The 16,168-nt window shown below is 71.2% G+C and carries 14 protein-coding genes; 13 read left to right on the forward strand and 1 reads right to left on the reverse strand.

The window, feature by feature from the left end:
• Window positions 1-361: 361 nt before the first annotated feature.
• Window positions 362-1,795: an NAD-dependent malic enzyme gene (locus ACIP79_RS16145; RefSeq protein WP_383677478.1), complete on the forward strand. Its 1,434-nt coding sequence runs from the start codon at window positions 362-364 to the stop codon at window positions 1,793-1,795.
• A 351-nt stretch (window positions 1,796-2,146) separates the two neighbouring features.
• On the forward strand, window positions 2,147-2,428 hold the full coding sequence (locus ACIP79_RS16150; RefSeq protein WP_007382399.1) for an HU family DNA-binding protein: 282 nt from the start codon (window positions 2,147-2,149) through the stop codon (window positions 2,426-2,428).
• Window positions 2,429-2,535: 107 nt separating this feature from the next.
• Here the strand turns inward: ACIP79_RS16150 and murA are convergent, their stop codons facing one another.
• Window positions 2,536-3,882: a UDP-N-acetylglucosamine 1-carboxyvinyltransferase gene (murA, locus tag ACIP79_RS16155; RefSeq protein WP_383677480.1), complete on the reverse strand. Its 1,347-nt coding sequence runs from the start codon at window positions 3,880-3,882 to the stop codon at window positions 2,536-2,538.
• Window positions 3,883-4,164: 282 nt separating this feature from the next.
• Here murA and ACIP79_RS16160 point away from each other — a divergent pair, with 282 nt between their 5' ends.
• The 11 genes from ACIP79_RS16160 to ACIP79_RS16210 all read left to right on the forward strand — a co-directional run bounded on the left by ACIP79_RS16160 (window position 4,165) and on the right by ACIP79_RS16210 (window position 15,991).
• Entirely contained in the window at window positions 4,165-4,737 is a 573-nt protein-coding gene (locus tag ACIP79_RS16160; protein WP_266460962.1) for a YqgE/AlgH family protein, read from the forward strand.
• A gap of 28 nt (window positions 4,738-4,765) precedes the next feature.
• Entirely contained in the window at window positions 4,766-5,062 is a 297-nt protein-coding gene (locus tag ACIP79_RS16165) for a DUF3039 domain-containing protein (protein ID WP_401223582.1), read from the forward strand.
• 60 nt (window positions 5,063-5,122) lie between these two features.
• A complete protein-coding gene (locus tag ACIP79_RS16170) occupies window positions 5,123-5,845 on the forward strand; it encodes a hypothetical protein (RefSeq protein WP_401223585.1) in 723 nt (240 codons plus the stop codon).
• 144 nt (window positions 5,846-5,989) lie between these two features.
• Entirely contained in the window at window positions 5,990-7,285 is a 1,296-nt protein-coding gene (locus tag ACIP79_RS16175; protein WP_401223587.1) for an extracellular solute-binding protein, read from the forward strand.
• 4 nt (window positions 7,286-7,289) lie between these two features.
• The gene (locus ACIP79_RS16180; RefSeq protein WP_401223589.1) at window positions 7,290-8,234 is read left to right on the forward strand and encodes a carbohydrate ABC transporter permease; all 945 of its coding nucleotides are present in this window, start codon (window positions 7,290-7,292) and stop codon (window positions 8,232-8,234) included.
• A 5-nt stretch (window positions 8,235-8,239) separates the two neighbouring features.
• Window positions 8,240-9,076, forward strand: a complete 837-nt coding sequence (locus tag ACIP79_RS16185) for a carbohydrate ABC transporter permease (RefSeq protein ID WP_383677701.1) — start codon at window positions 8,240-8,242, stop codon at window positions 9,074-9,076.
• 92 nt (window positions 9,077-9,168) lie between these two features.
• Window positions 9,169-10,839, forward strand: a complete 1,671-nt coding sequence (locus ACIP79_RS16190) for a beta-N-acetylhexosaminidase (RefSeq protein WP_401223591.1) — start codon at window positions 9,169-9,171, stop codon at window positions 10,837-10,839.
• Window positions 10,840-11,128: 289 nt separating this feature from the next.
• The gene (locus ACIP79_RS16195; RefSeq protein WP_383677490.1) at window positions 11,129-12,022 is read left to right on the forward strand and encodes an FAD binding domain-containing protein; all 894 of its coding nucleotides are present in this window, start codon (window positions 11,129-11,131) and stop codon (window positions 12,020-12,022) included.
• On the forward strand, window positions 12,019-13,563 hold the full coding sequence (locus ACIP79_RS16200; protein ID WP_401223594.1) for a 2Fe-2S iron-sulfur cluster-binding protein: 1,545 nt from the start codon (window positions 12,019-12,021) through the stop codon (window positions 13,561-13,563). The genes ACIP79_RS16195 and ACIP79_RS16200 overlap by 4 nt, the downstream gene beginning before the upstream one ends.
• Entirely contained in the window at window positions 13,560-15,866 is a 2,307-nt protein-coding gene (locus tag ACIP79_RS16205; protein ID WP_383677494.1) for a xanthine dehydrogenase family protein molybdopterin-binding subunit, read from the forward strand. The genes ACIP79_RS16200 and ACIP79_RS16205 overlap by 4 nt, the downstream gene beginning before the upstream one ends.
• The gene (locus ACIP79_RS16210; RefSeq protein WP_401223597.1) at window positions 15,863-15,991 is read left to right on the forward strand and encodes a hypothetical protein; all 129 of its coding nucleotides are present in this window, start codon (window positions 15,863-15,865) and stop codon (window positions 15,989-15,991) included. Before ACIP79_RS16205 ends, ACIP79_RS16210 begins: the two co-directional genes overlap by 4 nt.
• Window positions 15,992-16,168 lie beyond the last annotated feature (177 nt).

Genomic DNA, 16,168 nt, shown 5'->3' on the forward strand with positions numbered 1-16,168 from the left:
GCGGCAAGTGGTCGCTCGTAGCGACGAAGGTTGGGCCCGGGGGCTTGGATCGGGCCGGTGTCACGTCAAAGGTAACAAACGATCCCCGCAAGGCAATTCCCGTCCCGAAAGTTCATTTCCGCGGCGCCCGCTCCTTCCGCGGACCCCCCTTCCTTCGCCGCCCTCATTCTCGTATGGTGGAATACGTTTTCCGAATCTGTCGACCGTCCGCGAACAAAACGTTCGCAACCCGGGGCGGCTACCACGTACTCAGGGGTAGGTGCGACGATCGGACGGCAGACCCGCCGGGTGGTGTGAGAGCGCGAACCGGCGGCACACAGAGCGACACAGCAGTACACGGTGAAAGCAGAGGAAGTCGGCCATGGCAACGGCGCCCAGCGTCTCCTACTCGATTACGGTCCGTCTGGAGGTGCCCGCCAGTGGAACCGCGGTCTCCCAGATCACCACGGCCGTGGAGGCTTCCGGAGGCTCGGTGACCGGCCTCGACGTGACCGCGTCCGGGCACGAGAAGCTCCGGATCGACGTCACGATCGCGGCGACGTCCACCGCGCACGCCGACGAGATCGTCGAGAAGCTGCGCGGCATCGAGGGTGTGACGCTCGGCAAGGTCTCCGACCGTACGTTCCTCATGCACCTCGGCGGCAAGATCGAGATGCAGTCCAAGCACCCGATCCGCAACCGTGACGACCTCTCGATGATCTACACCCCGGGCGTGGCCCGCGTGTGCATGGCGATCGCCGAGAACCCCGAGGACGCCCGCCGGCTCACCATCAAGCGCAACTCCGTCGCGGTCGTGACGGACGGCTCGGCCGTGCTCGGCCTCGGGAACATCGGCCCCAAGGCCGCGCTTCCCGTCATGGAGGGCAAGGCGGCGCTCTTCAAGCGGTTCGCCGGCATCGACGCCTGGCCGCTGTGCCTGGACACCCAGGACACCGACGAGATCGTCCAGATCGTGAAGGCCATCGCCCCCGGCTTCGCGGGCATCAACCTGGAGGACATCTCCGCGCCCCGCTGCTTCGAGATCGAGGCCAGGCTGCGTGAGGCCCTCGACATCCCCGTCTTCCACGACGACCAGCACGGCACCGCGATCGTCGTCCTTGCCGCCCTCACCAATGCCCTGCGGGTCGCGGGCAAGGCGATCGGCGACATCCGGGTCGTCATGTCCGGCGCGGGCGCGGCCGGTACGGCCATCCTCAAGCTGCTGCTGGCCGCGGGCGTCAAGAACGCCGTCGTCGCCGACATCCACGGTGTCGTGCACGCGGACCGCGACGACCTCGTGGAGGCCGTCGCCGATTCACCGCTGCGATGGGTCGCCGACAACACCAACCCCGAGGGCCTCAGGGGCACGTTGAAGGAGGCCGTCCGCGGCGCCGACGTGTTCATCGGCGTCTCGGCGCCGAACGTCATCGACGGCGACGACGTGGCCGCGATGGCCGACGGTGCGATCGTGTTCGCGCTCGCGAATCCCGACCCCGAGGTCGACCCGGCGATCGCCCGCCAGACGGCGGCGGTCGTCGCCACCGGCCGCTCGGACTTCCCCAACCAGATCAACAACGTCCTGGTCTTCCCCGGCGTCTTCCGTGGCCTTCTCGACGCCCAGTCGCGTACCGTCAACACGGAGATGATGCTGGCCGCCGCGACCGCCCTGGCGAGCGTGGTGACCGAGGACGAACTCAACCCGAACTACATCATCCCGAGCGTCTTCAACGACAAGGTCGCGGGCGCGGTCGCCGGAGCGGTGCGGGACGCCGCGAAGGCGGCAGGGGTGACGGCGCCGGGCACCGCCACCGCGTGAGCGGGGTGGTACGGCCGCTGTGACGGGCGCCACGACCGCCGCGGTACCGGCGCGTCGCGGGAGTCGGGGCCTGCGACCGCCTCTAGGGTGGCGGCCAGGCTCAGGCCTTGTGCCCGCCCAGCGCAGGCCTTTTCGTGTGACCCCCAAGGGTGTTCGTGTGACCCCGGGGGGCGCCGGATTGGCTTTCCCGCCGCAGGTGGGGGCAGGATGCGTCTTCGGGCGCGAGGCTCCGGCTACGGACCCGGGTCCGGGGGCCGACCGAGGACCCTGGCAGCATCGGCTTCACTGTGCCCGATATGCGGCTCGCCGCGTGGCACGCCTCAACAGCAAGAAGAACACGGGAGTAACGACATGAACCGCAGTGAGCTGGTGGCCGCGCTGGCCGACCGCGCCGAGGTGACTCGCAAGGACGCCGACGCCGTTCTGGCCGCTTTCGCCGAGACCGTCGGAGAGATCGTCGCCAAGGGCGACGAGAAGGTCACCATCCCCGGCTTCCTGACCTTCGAGCGCACCCACCGTGCCGCTCGCACCGCGCGCAACCCGCAGACCGGCGACCCCATCCAGATCCCGGCCGGCTACAGCGTGAAGGTCTCCGCGGGCAGCAAGCTCAAGGAAGCCGCCAAGGGCAAGTAAGGCCCACGCCGCCCGCGTCAGGGGCGGCGCACGGCAGAGCAGTACGCCAATGGGGCGGCCCCCTTCACCGGGTGGCCGCCCCATCGTCGTACCTACGACAGCGGTTGTTACCCGAGCGCCTTGCCCGGCAGCTCCACCTTCGCGCCGAGTTCCACGAGCTTCTCCATGAAGTTCTCGTAGCCGCGGTTGATCAGGTCGATGCCGTGCACGCGTGAGGTGCCCTGCGCCGCCAGTGCCGCGATGAGGTACGAGAAGCCGCCGCGCAGGTCGGGGATGACCAGATCGGCGCCCTGGAGCCGGGTGGGGCCGGAAACGACCGCGGAGTGCAGGAAGTTGCGCTGGCCGAAGCGGCAGTGCGAACCGCCGAGGCACTCGCGGTAGAGCTGGATGTGCGCGCCCATCTGGTTGAGCGCGGAGGTGAAGCCGAGGCGGGACTCGTACACCGTCTCGTGGACGATCGAGAGGCCGGTCGCCTGGGTGAGGGCGACGACCAGCGGCTGCTGCCAGTCCGTCTGGAAGCCCGGGTGGACGTCCGTCTCCAGGGCGATCGACTTGAGCTGGCCGCCGGGGTGCCAGAAGCGGATGCCCTCGTCGTCGATCTCGAAGGCGCCGCCGACCTTGCGGTAGGTGTTCAGGAACGTCATCATCGAGCGCTGCTGGGCGCCCCGGACGTAGATGTTGCCCTCGGTCGCCAGCGCCGCGGACGCCCAGGAGGCGGCCTCCAGACGGTCCGGGAGGGCCGCGTGGGTGTAGCCGCCGAGCGTGTCGACGCCGGTGATGCGGATCGTCCGGTCGGTGTCCATGGCGATGATCGCGCCCATCTTCTGCAGCACGCAGATGAGGTCCTCGATCTCGGGCTCCACGGCCGCGTTGGACAGCTCGGTGACGCCCTCCGCCAGCACCGCAGTCAGCAGCACCTGCTCGGTCGCGCCCACCGACGGGTACGGCAGCTGGATCTTCGTGCCGCGCAGCCGCTGCGGGGCCTCCAGGTACTGGCCGTCCTCGCGCTTCTCGATCTTCGCGCCGAACTGCCGCAGCACCTCGAAGTGGAAGTCGATCGGCCGGCCGCCGATGTCACAGCCGCCGAGCCCGGGGATGAACGCGTGCCCCAGCCGGTGCAGCAGCGGGCCGCAGAAGAGGATCGGGATGCGCGACGATCCCGCGTGCGCGTCGATGTCCGCGACGTTCGCGCTCTCGACGTGCGAGGGATCGAGCACCAGCTCGCCCGGCTCCTCTCCCGGACGGACCGTCACCCCGTGCAGTTGCAGCAGTCCGCGTACGACCCGCACGTCCCTGATGTCGGGGACGTTGCGCAGGCGGCTCGGCGCGCTGCCCAGCAGGGCGGCCACCATGGCCTTCGGTACGAGGTTCTTCGCACCGCGGACCCGGATCTCACCCTCGAGCGGGGTTCCGCCGTGGACAAGCAGTACGTCGTCAGAGCCGTTGACGGTCATGTATCTCGCGATCCGATGAGTTGGGCAGGGGTGATTCGTCGGCGGGCCCGTGGTTCAGGAGCCGGAGGAGTAAGGGTAATCGCCGCCTACCCCCCTTCAGTAAGCCCAAGTACCACTCAGCTCCGTCATAGCTTTGCCACAACACGAACGGTTCACCGGCGGGCACGAGGCGTCACCGGGGCGGTCGTGCGCGGGCGGCACTTCTGTGCGCCCTGAGCTGCATTCACACAGGTACCCCTATTGGCTCCCCGCTCACGGGGAAGATGCGGGATCATGTCTGGCATGACCGAGGTGTCCTCGCTCACAGGGCGGCTGCTCGTGGCCACACCCGCCCTGGCGGACCCCAACTTCGACCGCGCGGTGGTGCTGCTCCTCGACCACGACGAGGAGGGCTCGCTCGGTGTCGTCCTGAACCGCCCGACCCCCGTGGACGTCGGGGACATCCTGGAGGCCTGGGCGGACCTGGCCGGCGAGCCCGGCGTCGTCTTCCAGGGCGGCCCGGTCTCCCTGGACTCGGCGCTCGGCGTCGCGGTCATCCCCGGCGGCGCGTCCGGCGAGCGCACCCCGCTCGGCTGGCGGCGGGTGCACGGCGCGATCGGCCTGGTCGACCTGGAGGCGCCGCCCGAGCTGCTGGCCGCCGCGCTCGGCTCGCTGCGCATCTTCGCCGGGTACGCCGGCTGGGGGCCCGGCCAGCTGGAGTCGGAACTGACCGAGGGCGCCTGGTACGTCGTCGAGTCCGAGCCCGGCGACGTCTCCTCACCGTCCCCCGAGCGCCTCTGGCGAGAGGTCCTGCGCCGCCAGCGCAACGAACTGGCGATGGTCGCCACCTACCCGGACGACCCTTCCCTCAACTGATGCGTGTGACCTTCAGTACCCTGGCTGTATGAGCACTCTTGAGCCTGAGACCCAGCCCCAGCGAGGCACTGGGACGGGAACCCTCGTAGAGCCGGCACCGCAGGTTTCGCACGGCGACGGGGACCACGAGCGCTTCGCCCACTATGTCCAGAAGGACAAGATCATGGCGAGCGCGCTGGACGGCACGCCCGTCGTGGCCCTCTGCGGCAAGGTGTGGGTCCCGGGCCGCGATCCGAAGAAGTACCCCGTTTGCCCCATGTGCAAGGAGATCTACGAGTCCATGGGCGCCGGCGGCGGCGACAAGGGCAAGGACGGCGACAAGTAACGCGCCTCCGTCCTACGGCGCAGTACGCCGCGTAGTCCGAAGCATGGCCGCGGTGTCCCCGTGCGGGGTGCCGCGGCTCTGCCGTACCCGGGGGTGGACGTGGAGTTGTTGCCGCTGGCGCGGGAACTGGCGGTGGCGCGGCAGTTCCGGGCGAGCCGGATGGTGATGCGGCGGGTGGAGCCGCGCGGCGCGGAGGAGTTGAGCCTGGCGGCGTCCGTGCTGGTGGAACTCCGGGATCCCGAGGCCGCGTTGCCGCTCGCGCGGCGGGCGGTGGAGCTGGCGCAGGACGACTGGCGGGGGCATCTCGCCGTCGCCGACGCCGGTTATCAGCGCCGGGCGTGGGACGAGTCGGTCGCCGCCGCCCGCAGGGCCGTGGAACTCGCGCCGGAAGAGGCCGCGGCGCACCGGCCGCTGGGAGCCGCCCTCAACCGGCGGATCGGTGACGGCCGCGAGGCGAGGCGGGAGTTCAGGCGCGCCAGGGAACTGGGCGGCCGCGAGGCGCTGCGGATGCCGGGGCGGCTGAGCCCGCGGTGGCTCCTGCTGATCGTGCCCCTCGGGATCGCCGCCGGCCTGAATTCGATGGACCTGCCGGGCGTCCTCGGCGGGGTGTGCGGCGCGTCGCGGGGGTTGTTCCCCCTCGCGTGCGCGTGGCTCCTCGTCAGCCGGTCCGGCCGGGCGGGCTTCACCTGGTCCGAGCGGATCGCCGAGCGGCGGGCCCGGCGGGCGGGGTCCGCGGAGCCGGCGGGGCCCGCGGAGCCCGGAAAAGAGGCCTTCGGCGGCTGATCGTTGCACGGAGTGCTTCCCGTGGTCACGAAGTGGTTGAGGCCTCTTGTGGGCATGTTCATGTAGTCCATAGCCTCCGGTGTGTTGTGCAGAGCGAAACATCCATTGCGTATGTTGCAACGCACCCCCACCGGAGGATGCTCCATGAAGCTCTCTGTCCGAACAGCCGTCGCTGTCACCGCTCTCGCGGTCGTCACCGCCTGTGCCCCCCAGACCTCCGACAACTCCTCCTCCGAGAAGGACGAGAAGACCGGCACGCTGCGCGTCTGGCTCTTCCAGGAGGTCAGCAACGCGCCGAAGGAGAAGGTCGTCGACGCGGCCGTCGCCGCCTTCGAGAAGGCCCACGAGGGCGCGGACGTGAAGATCGAGTACATCCCCGTCGAGACCCGCGCCCAGCGCATCAAGGCCGCCTTCAACGACCCGAAGAGCGCCCCGGACGTCATCGAGTACGGCAACACGGACACCGCCGGTTACGTGAAGGACGGCGGACTCGCCGACATCACCGAGGACTTCGCCGACTGGAGCGAGGCCAAGGACACCGACCCGACCGCCAAGCAGTCCGTGACGGTGGACGGCAAGATCTACGGCACCCCCTACTTCGTCGGCGTACGCGCCCTCTACTACCGCACCGACGTCTTCGAGGAACTCGGTCTCGAAGTCCCTAAGACACAGGCCGAGTTGATCTCGACCGCCAAGGAGATCCGGGCCGCGAAGCCGGACCTGTACGGCCTCGCGGTCGGCGGCGCCTACACGTACGGCGCGATGCCGTTCATCTGGTCCAACGGCGGGGAGATCGCCAACGGCAAGGGCGGCTCGTACGCCTCCGCCATCGACAGCGCCGCCGCCCAGCAGGGCATCAAGGCCTACACCTCCCTCTTCGGCGACGACAACTGTCCGGCCGCCAAGTGCGCGGGCATGGGCGGCAACGACACGGTGACGGCCTTCGCCTCGGGCAAGGCGGGAATGGCCATCGGCGGTGACTTCAGCCACGCGGCGGTCGAGGCCGGGTCGGTCAAGGGCAAGTACGCCGTCGTACCGCTGCCGGGCCTGAAGGCGGGCGAGATAGCACCGGCGTTCGCGGGCGGCAACAACCTCGGTGTGCTGAAGAGCACTTCGCACCGCACGATCGCCGTCGACCTGGTGGAGCAGCTCGCCTCGAAGAAGACCCAGGGCGAACTGTTCGACGCCATGGGCTTCCTGCCGACGTTCACCGATGTGCGCGCCGACGTCGCCAAGAAGGAGCCGTTCGTGAAGCCCTTCGTGCAGACGCTCGCCGCGGGCGCCAAGTTCGTGCCGGCCTCGCCCGCCTGGGCGCAGATCGACGCCTCGCTCGTCCTGCCGACGATGTTCCAGGAGATCGTCAGCGGCAAGAAGGACGTGCCGGCGGCCTCGAAGGACGCGGCGGCGAAGATGGACGACGCGTTCGGCACCGTGGGCTGAGCGGATGACGACGCACGACGCGCTCGCCGAGCGCGGCACGGTGGCCAAGGCCCGCCCCGCCCCTCCCCGGCGGCGCGGCCCCGGCTGGACCCCCTGGCTCTACCTCGCCCCCGCCCTCGTGGTCCTGGGTGGCCTGCTCGTCTACCCGATCTACCAGCTCGGCCTGATCTCCTTCCTGGAGTACACCCAGGCCCAGGTCAGCGGCGGCGAACCGGCCACCTTCCAGGGCTTCGGCAACTACACGACGCTCTTCGCCGACCACCAGTTCTGGCAGGTGCTGCTCGCCACCGTCGTGTTCGCGGCGGCCTGCGTGGTCTCCACGCTGGCCGTCGGCTGCGCGCTCGCGGTGCTCCTCACCCGCGTACGGGCGCTGCCCCGGCTCGCGTTGATGCTGGCCGCGCTCGGCGCCTGGGCGACCCCGGCCGTCACCGGATCCACGGTCTGGCTGCTCCTCTTCGACCCCGACTTCGGCCCCGTCAACCGGGTGTTGGGACTCGGCGACCACTCCTGGACGTACGACCGCCTGAGCGCGTTCGCGCTCGTGCTGCTCGAAGTGGTCTGGTGCTCCTTCCCGTTCGTGATGGTGACGGTGTACGCCGGAATCCGCGCCGTACCGTCGGAGGTCCTGGAGGCGGCCTCCCTGGACGGCGCCTCGCAGTGGCGGATCTGGCGCTCGGTGCTCGCGCCGATGCTCCGGCCGATCCTGGTGGTCGTGACCATCCAGTCGGTCATCTGGGACTTCAAGGTCTTCACACAGATCTACGTGATGACGAACGGCGGCGGCATCGCCGGGCAGAACCTCGTGCTGAACGTGTACGCGTACCAGAAGGCGTTCGCCTCCTCGCAGTACAGCCTCGGCTCGGCGATCGGCGTGGTGATGCTGGTGATCCTGATGGCGGTCACGCTGGTGTACCTGCGGCTGCTGCGCAGGCAGGGGGAGGAACTGTGAGTCTCATGACCGGTTTCGTACGGCGTCCGTGGCGGCTCGCCGCCGAGGTGTCCGCGCTGCTGATCGCGGCCCTGGTCGCCTTCCCCCTCTACTGGATGGTGCTCAGCGCCTTCAAACCGGCCGGGGAGATCGAGTCCGCGCGGCCCCGGCCGTGGACCCTGGCGCCCTCGCTGGATTCCTTCCGGCGGGTCTTCGGACAGCAGGAATTCGGCCGGTACTTCGTCAACAGCCTTGTCGTGGCGTGTTCCGTGGTCGTCGTCTCGGCGCTGATCGCGTTTCTCGCCGCCACGGCGGTGACCCGGTTCCGCTTCCGGTTCCGGACCACCCTGCTGATCATGTTCCTGGTCGCGCAGATGGTGCCCGTCGAGGCGCTGACGATCCCGCTCTTCTTCCAGATGCGGGACCTGGGCCAGCTGAACACCCTCGGCTCGCTGATCCTGCCGCACATCGCGTTCTCGCTGCCGTTCGCGATCTGGATGCTGAGGGGATTCGTGAAGGCCGTTCCCGAGGCGCTGGAAGAGGCCGCCTACATCGACGGCGCGAGCCGCGCGAGATTCCTCTGGCAGATCCTTTTCCCGCTGGTCTTCCCGGGGTTGGTGGCCACCAGCGTGTTCTCCTTCATCTCGGCCTGGAACGACTTCCTGTTCGCCAAGTCCTTCATCATCAGCGACACCGCGCAGTCCACCCTGCCGATGGCCCTCCTGGTCTTCTACAAACCGGACGAGCCGGACTGGGGCGGCGTGATGGCGGCGTCCACGGTGATGACGATTCCGGTGCTGATCTTCTTCGTACTCGTACAGCGGCGACTCGTCTCCGGTCTCGGTGGAGCGGTAAAGGACTAGCGGAGCGATTAAGGACCGGCGGAGCGGTAAGGGACCGGCGGGCGGTAAGCGACCAGCGGGCGGCATGGGACCGGCGGAGCGGTAAAGGACCGATGGTGAGGACTGACGTGACGGATTTGATTCCGAGGCCGGGCCGGACGACGGAGGAGGGGGCCGGTTTCTTCGAACTGCGCCCCCGGGTGAGGCTGGTCGCGGGCGAGGGCACGGCCCGGACCGAACGCTGGCTGCGCGGCACGCTGGGGGCGGCCACCGGCCTGTCCCTGCCGCCGGGCGGCGCGGGCGACGAGGACGTCATCCGCCTGGACATCGACCCCGAGGTCACCGCTGACCTCGGGGAAGAGGGCTACCGGCTGGCCGTCACCCCGTCCGGCGTGCACCTGTCGGGCGGCGGTCCGGCCGGACTCTTCTGGGGCGCGCAGACCCTGCGGCAGCTGCTCGGCCCGGACGCCTTCCGGCGCGCGCCGCTCCCCGGCAGGCGGTGGCGGCTCCCGCTGACCCGTGTCCAGGACAGCCCCCGCTTCCGCTGGCGCGGCCTGATGCTCGACGTCTCCCGGCACTTCATGCCGAAGGACGGTGTCCTGCGCTATCTCGACCTGCTGGCCGCCCACAAACTCAATGTCTTCCACTTCCATCTCACCGACGACCAAGGCTGGCGTGTTCAGATCAAGCGCTACCCGAAGCTGACGGAGGTCGGCTCCTGGCGGGCGCGCACGAAATTCGGCCACCGGGCCTCGCCGCTGTGGGAGGAGAAGCCGCACGGGGGCTTCTACACGCAGGACGACATCCGCGAGATCGTCGCGTACGCCGCCGAGCGGCATATCTCCGTCGTCCCCGAAATCGACATCCCGGGACACAGCCAGGCGGCGATCGCCGCATATCCGGAACTCGGCAACACCGACGTCATCGACACGACCTCCCTCTCCGTCTGGGACACCTGGGGCGTCTCCAAAAACGTACTCGCCCCCACTGACAACGTCCTGCGCTTCTACGAGGGGGTCTTCGAGGAACTCCTCGAACTGTTCCCCGCGGACCCCACGGGATCCCTGCCGTTCTCGGCGTTCGTCCACGTCGGCGGCGACGAGTGCGCCAAGGACCAGTGGAGGCAGTCGCCGGCCGCGCAGGCGCGCGTCAAGGAGCTGGGGCTCGCCGACGAGGACGAGTTGCAGTCCTGGTTCATCCGGCACTTCGACAACTGGCTCTCCGCGCGCGGGCGTCGGCTGATCGGCTGGGACGAGATCCTGGAGGGCGGTCTCGCGAAGGGGGCCGCCGTCTCGTCGTGGCGCGGCTACCAGGGGGGCATCACCGCCGCCCGCGCGGGACACGACGTGGTCATGTGCCCCGAGCAGCAGGTGTATCTGGACCACCGTCAGGACGCGGGCGAGGACGAGCCGGTGCCCATCGGCTACGTGCGCACCCTGGAGGACGTCTACCGCTTCGAGCCCGTACCGCCGCAGCTCGACGAGGCGGAGGCACGGCATGTGATCGGCACTCAGGCCAACCTGTGGACCGAGGTGATGGAGAGCCACGCGCGCGTGGACTACCAGGCGTTCCCGAGGCTGGCGGCTTTCGCCGAGGTCGCCTGGAGTGCGCTGCCCGCCCCCGCCGAACGGGACTTCGCGGACTTCGAGAGGCGGATGGCCGTGCACTACCGGCGACTTGACGCCCTGGGAGTCGCCTACCGCCCGCCCGCCGGACCCCTGCCGTGGCAGCGGCGGCCGGGAGTGCTCGGACGCCCGATCGACGGGGAGCCCCCGAACGTGTGAGCCGCCTCCGGGAGAGCTCCCGGGGCGGGTGTCCCGGGGGCCTGCCCCGCCCTTGACGCCCGTGGGGAACAAGACGCCCAAGGATCACCGAAGAGTGGCAATTCCCGCTCATCGGTGATGCCGTGCGAAAACGGACCATCTCCCTGATGAGGGGGGCGAATGCCTCCTAGCGGACCCCCGCGTCGAGGGCCGGGGAAGATGTGCCAGAGTTGCCACGTCCGCCCTGTCAGCACGTACCGTACGGCAGCACAGGTGGGACCAGGTGGGGCAGCGGGAAGGGGCAGCCGGTTTGACCACGCACGCACCGCAGGCGGCGCAGGCCGTGACGCTGCCCGGCTCGTTGGACGAGGCGGTCGCGGCCCTGGCCGCCATGCCCGCCGCCGTTCCCGTGGCCGGCGGCACCGACCTCATGGCCGCGGTCAACTCCGGACAGCTCAGGCCCGCCGCGCTCGTCGGCCTCGGCAGGATCAGCGAGATCCGCGGCTGGCAGTACCTGGACGGCCACGCGCTGCTCGGCGCCGGCCTCACCCACGCCCGCATGGGCCGCCCCGACTTCGCCGCCCTCATCCCCGCGCTCGCCGCCTCCGCGCGCGCCGCGGGACCGCCGCAGATCCGCAACGCGGGCACCCTGGGCGGCAACATCGCCTCGGCGTCCCCCACCGGGGACGCGCTGCCCGTACTGGCCGCCCTGGAAGCCGCGTTGATCATCGCGGGCCCTGGCGGGTCCCGCCGCGAGATCCCGGTCTCGCACCTGCTCGCGGGCGTGGAGATGCTCCGCGCCGGTGAACTCATCGGCTACGTGCGCGTGCCGCTGCTGCACGCGCCGCAGGTCTTCCTGAAGGCGACCGGACGCACCGGCCCCGGCCGCGCGATCGCCTCCGTGGCCCTCGTCCTGGACCCCGCCAGGCGCGGAGTGCGGTGCGCCGTCGGTGCCATAGCGCCGATGCCGCTGCGCCCCCTGGACGCCGAGGCGTGGGTCGCCCAGCTGATCGACTGGGACGGGGAGCGCACGCTCGTGCCGGAGGCGCTCCACGCGTTCGGCGAGTACGTCGCCGCGGCCTGCATCCCTGACCCCGTCCCCGACGAGGACGGCTCCGTACAACCGCTTCCACCCGCTGTACTGCACCTGCGGCGCACCGTCGCCGCGCTCGCCCGACGAGCACTGGGGAGGGCACTGTCGTGACCGACGACCAGCACGGAGAGGGCGCCCCTCAGGGCGGCCGCTGGGATCCGCTGCCCCAGGGCGACTACGACGACGGCGCCACCGCCTTCGTCAAGCTCCCCGAGGGCGGCATCGAGGCCCTCCTCGCCGAGCGGGAGCCGCTCGCGGCGCCCGGCCACGGCTATGTGCCCCCGCAGATCGAGGCGCCGGTGGTCACCGACCCCGCGCAGGCGGGCGCGTGGTCCACGGACACCGGCAACGTCCAGTGGCCCGACCCGAACAACGTGCCGCCGGAAGCCGGCCACGACGCCTACGGGTACCGCCCCGGAGTCACCGGGCAGTGGGACTTCGGGGACGTCGCCCGGGACGACGCCGGACAGGCCGACCGGGGCGGGCACCCCGGTCAGGACGGACCCGCCGGGAACGACGTGACGGGGCAGTGGTCGATCCCGGTGGCCGGCGGTGACCTTCCGGACGAATCGGGCGAGTTCACCACCTCGGCGCTGGTCGAGCAGTGGGGCGGCACGCCGCCCGCGACCCTCCCCGGCGGCGCGGCGGCTCCCTGGGCGACCGAGGGCGTCGGACAGCCGGCGGGGGACATCGGGCGGGCCTGGACCGCCGACCCGCGGGAAAGGCCCGTCGAGGACGCCGTACGGCCGTCGGCGCAGACGCCCGCTGAGGGCCTCGCGGGGCCGTCGCGGGAGTCCTCGGCCCCTTCGCCCGCGCAGGCCGCCCAGCAGCCCGCGGAGCGCGCTCACGAGGCCTCTGAGGCCCCTGACGCGGACCGGGACCGGGAGGACCCCGAAGCCGCCGAGGCGGCGGGCTCCGCCGAAGCGGTCGCCGAGGAGGAGCCGGAGGAGGCCGAGGCCCCGGCCACCGCCCCGCACGACGAACACCCCCTCGCCTCCTACGTCCTGCGCGTCAACGGCGCCGACCGCCCGGTGACCGACGCCTGGATCGGCGAGTCGCTGCTCTACGTACTGCGCGAGCGCCTCGGCCTCGCGGGCGCCAAGGACGGCTGCTCGCAGGGCGAGTGCGGCGCCTGCAACGTGCAGGTGGACGGGCGGCTCGTGGCGTCCTGCCTGGTGCCCGGCGTCACCGCGGCGGGCAGCGAGGTGCGCACCGTCGAGGGCCTCGCCGCAGACGGTCAGCCCTCCGACGTGCAGCGGGCACTGGCCAAGTGCGGGGCGGTGCAGTGCGGTTTCTGCGTACCCGGCATGGCCATGACCGTCCACGACCTCCTTGAGGGCAACCCCGCCCCGAACGAGCTGGAGACCCGCCAGGCCCTGTGCGGCAACCTGTGCCGCTGCTCCGGATACCGCGGCGTCCTGGACGCGGTGCGCGAGGTCGTCGCCGAACGCGAGGCGCACTCCGCGGCCGCCGCCGAATCCGCCCCGGACAACGACGAGGCCCGCATCCCGCACCAGGCCGGTCCCGGCGCGGGAGGCGTCAACCCCGCCGCGTACGACGACACTTCTTCGTACCACCCCCCGTACGACACGTCGTACGATCCCCAGGCGCCGCATGAGCAGCCGTACGGCCAGGACGGAGGCCAGGCGTGAGCAACGAAACCGCGACCGCTTCACCCGCGGCACCGGAGACGGGCCACGAGCCCCTCCCGCACGGGCTCGGCGTCTCACTGCCGACCGCGGAGGCCCGCGCCAAGACCGAGGGCACCTTCCCGTACGCGGCCGACCTGTGGGCCGAGGGCCTGCTGTGGGCCGCCGTGCTCAGATCGCCCCACCCGCACGCGCGCATCGTGTCCATCGACACCCGGCACGCGCGCGAGATGCCCGGCGTACGGGCCGTCATCACCCACGAGGACGTACCGGGCACCCCGGTGCACGGCCGCGGCAGAGCCGACCGGCCGGTGTTCGCCTCCGAGGTCGTACGCCACCACGGGGAGCCCATCGCGGCCGTCGCCGCCGACCACCCGGACACCGCGCGGATGGCCGCCGCGGCCGTCATCGTCGAGTACGAGATGCTCGACGCGGTGACCGACCCGGAGCTGGCCTTCGAGGCCGACGCCCTGCACCCCGACGGCAACCTGATCCGGCACATCCCGCTGCGCCACGGCGACCCGGACGCGGCCGGCGAGATCGTCGTCGAGGGCCAGTACCGCATCGGCCGCCAGGACCCGGCCCCCATCGGCGCCGAGGCCGGTCTCGCCGTGCCCCGCCCCGACGGCGGGGTCGAGCTCTACGTGGCGTCCACCGACCCGCACACCGACCGGGACGCGGCGGCCGCCTGCTACGGCCTGGAGCCCGAGCGCGTCAAGGTCGTCGTCACCGGTGTCCCCGGAGCCACCGCCGACCGCGAGGACCAGGGCGTTCAACTGCCGCTCGGCCTGCTCGCGCTGAAGACCGGCTGCCCGGTGAAGATCACCGCTACGCGGGAAGAGTCCTTCCTGGGCCACGCCCACCGGCACCCCACCCTGCTCCGCTACCGCCACCACGCGGACGCCGACGGCAAGCTGGTCAAGGTCGAGGCGCAGATCCTGCTCGACGCGGGCGCCTACGCGGACACCTCGTCGGAATCACTGGCCGCCGCCGTCGCCTTCGCCTGCGGCCCCTACGTCGTCCCGAACGCCTTCATCGAGGGCTGGGCGGTGCGCACCAACAACCCGCCCTCAGGCCACGTACGCGGCGAGGGCGCCATGCAGGTCTGCGCCGCCTACGAGGCGCAGATGGACAAGCTCGCCAAGCGGCTCGGCGTCGACCCCGCGGAGCTGCGGCTGCGCAACGTGATGGCCACGGGGGACGTGCTCCCCACCGGCCAGACGGTGACCTGCCCGGCCCCCGTCGCCGAACTGCTCCAGGCCGTACGGGACTTCCCGCTTCCCCCGCTCCCCAAGGACACCCCCGAGGAGGAGTGGCTGCTCCCGGGCGGCCCCGAGGGCGCGGGCGAACCCGGCGCCGTACGCCGAGGTGTCGGCTACGGCCTCGGCATGGTGCACATGCTCGGCGCCGAGGGCGCGGACGAGGTCTCGACGGCCACCGTGAAGGTCCACGACGGGGTCGCCACGGTGCTCTGCGCGGCCGTGGAGACCGGCCAGGGCTTCACCACGCTGGCCCGGCAGATCGTCCAGGAGACGCTCGGTATCGACGAGGTGCACGTGGCCCCCGTCGACACGGACCAGCCACCGGCGGGCCCCAGCTGCCGCGGCCGCCACACCTGGGTGTCCGGCGGCGCGGTCGAACGCGCGGCGAAGATGGTCCGCACGCAGTTGCTCCAGCCCCTGGCGCACAAGTTCGGGATGTCGACCGAGCTGCTCCAGATCACCGACGGCAAGATCACGTCGTACGACGGTGTGCTGTCCACGACCGTCACCGAGGCGATGGACGGCAAGGAACTGTGGGCCACCGCGCAGTGCCGCCCGCACCCGACGGAGCCGCTGGACGCCACCGGCCAGGGCGACGCCTTCGTGGGCCTCGCCTTCTGCGCGATCCGCGCGGTGGTCGACGTCGACATCGAACTCGGCTCGGTCCGCGTCGTGGAACTCGCGCTCGCCCAGGACGTGGGCCGGATCCTCAACCCCGCCCAGCTCACGGCCCGTATCGAGGCCGGTGTCACCCAGGGCGTCGGCGCCGCGCTCACCGAGAACCTGCGCACCGCGCGCGGGCTGGTCCGCCACCCCGACCTCACCGGGTACGCCCTTCCCACCTCCCTGGACGCGCCCGACATCCGGATCGTCAAGCTCGTCGAGGAGCGCGACGTGGTGGCCCCCTTCGGAGCGAAGGCGGCCAGCGCGGTGCCGGTCGTGACGTCTCCGGCCGCGGTGGCCTCGGCGGTACGGGCGGCCACGGGCCGGCCGGTGAACCGGCTGCCGATACGGCCCCAGGCGGCCGTGGTGACGACACCGTGACCGCGCCGGATCCCGAACCGCCGCGCTACGAGCCCGCTCCCGGAGTCGGGAAACTCGTCCTGTGGGTACTGCTGTTCGTGGCGGCGGCCGTGGTGGTCGTCGTCGGTGGCGTGTACTTCGCCTGACCGCCGGGCTCCGAGGCGCGTTCCGGAGCCTGCTCCGTCCGTGCACCGGCCGGTTCCCGCGTGTTTCCGGCGTTGTCAGTGGTGCGGCGTATGGTTTTGGCTCAGTGGGGAACCGCCGTTGGACGAGGGGGAGTTCCCTGCCTGGGGGGAAGCACGAGGCGTTCAGATGCGCGGGGG

The organism is Streptomyces sp. NPDC088747, from assembly GCF_044751025.1.
Lineage (GTDB): Bacteria > Actinomycetota > Actinomycetes > Streptomycetales > Streptomycetaceae > Streptomyces.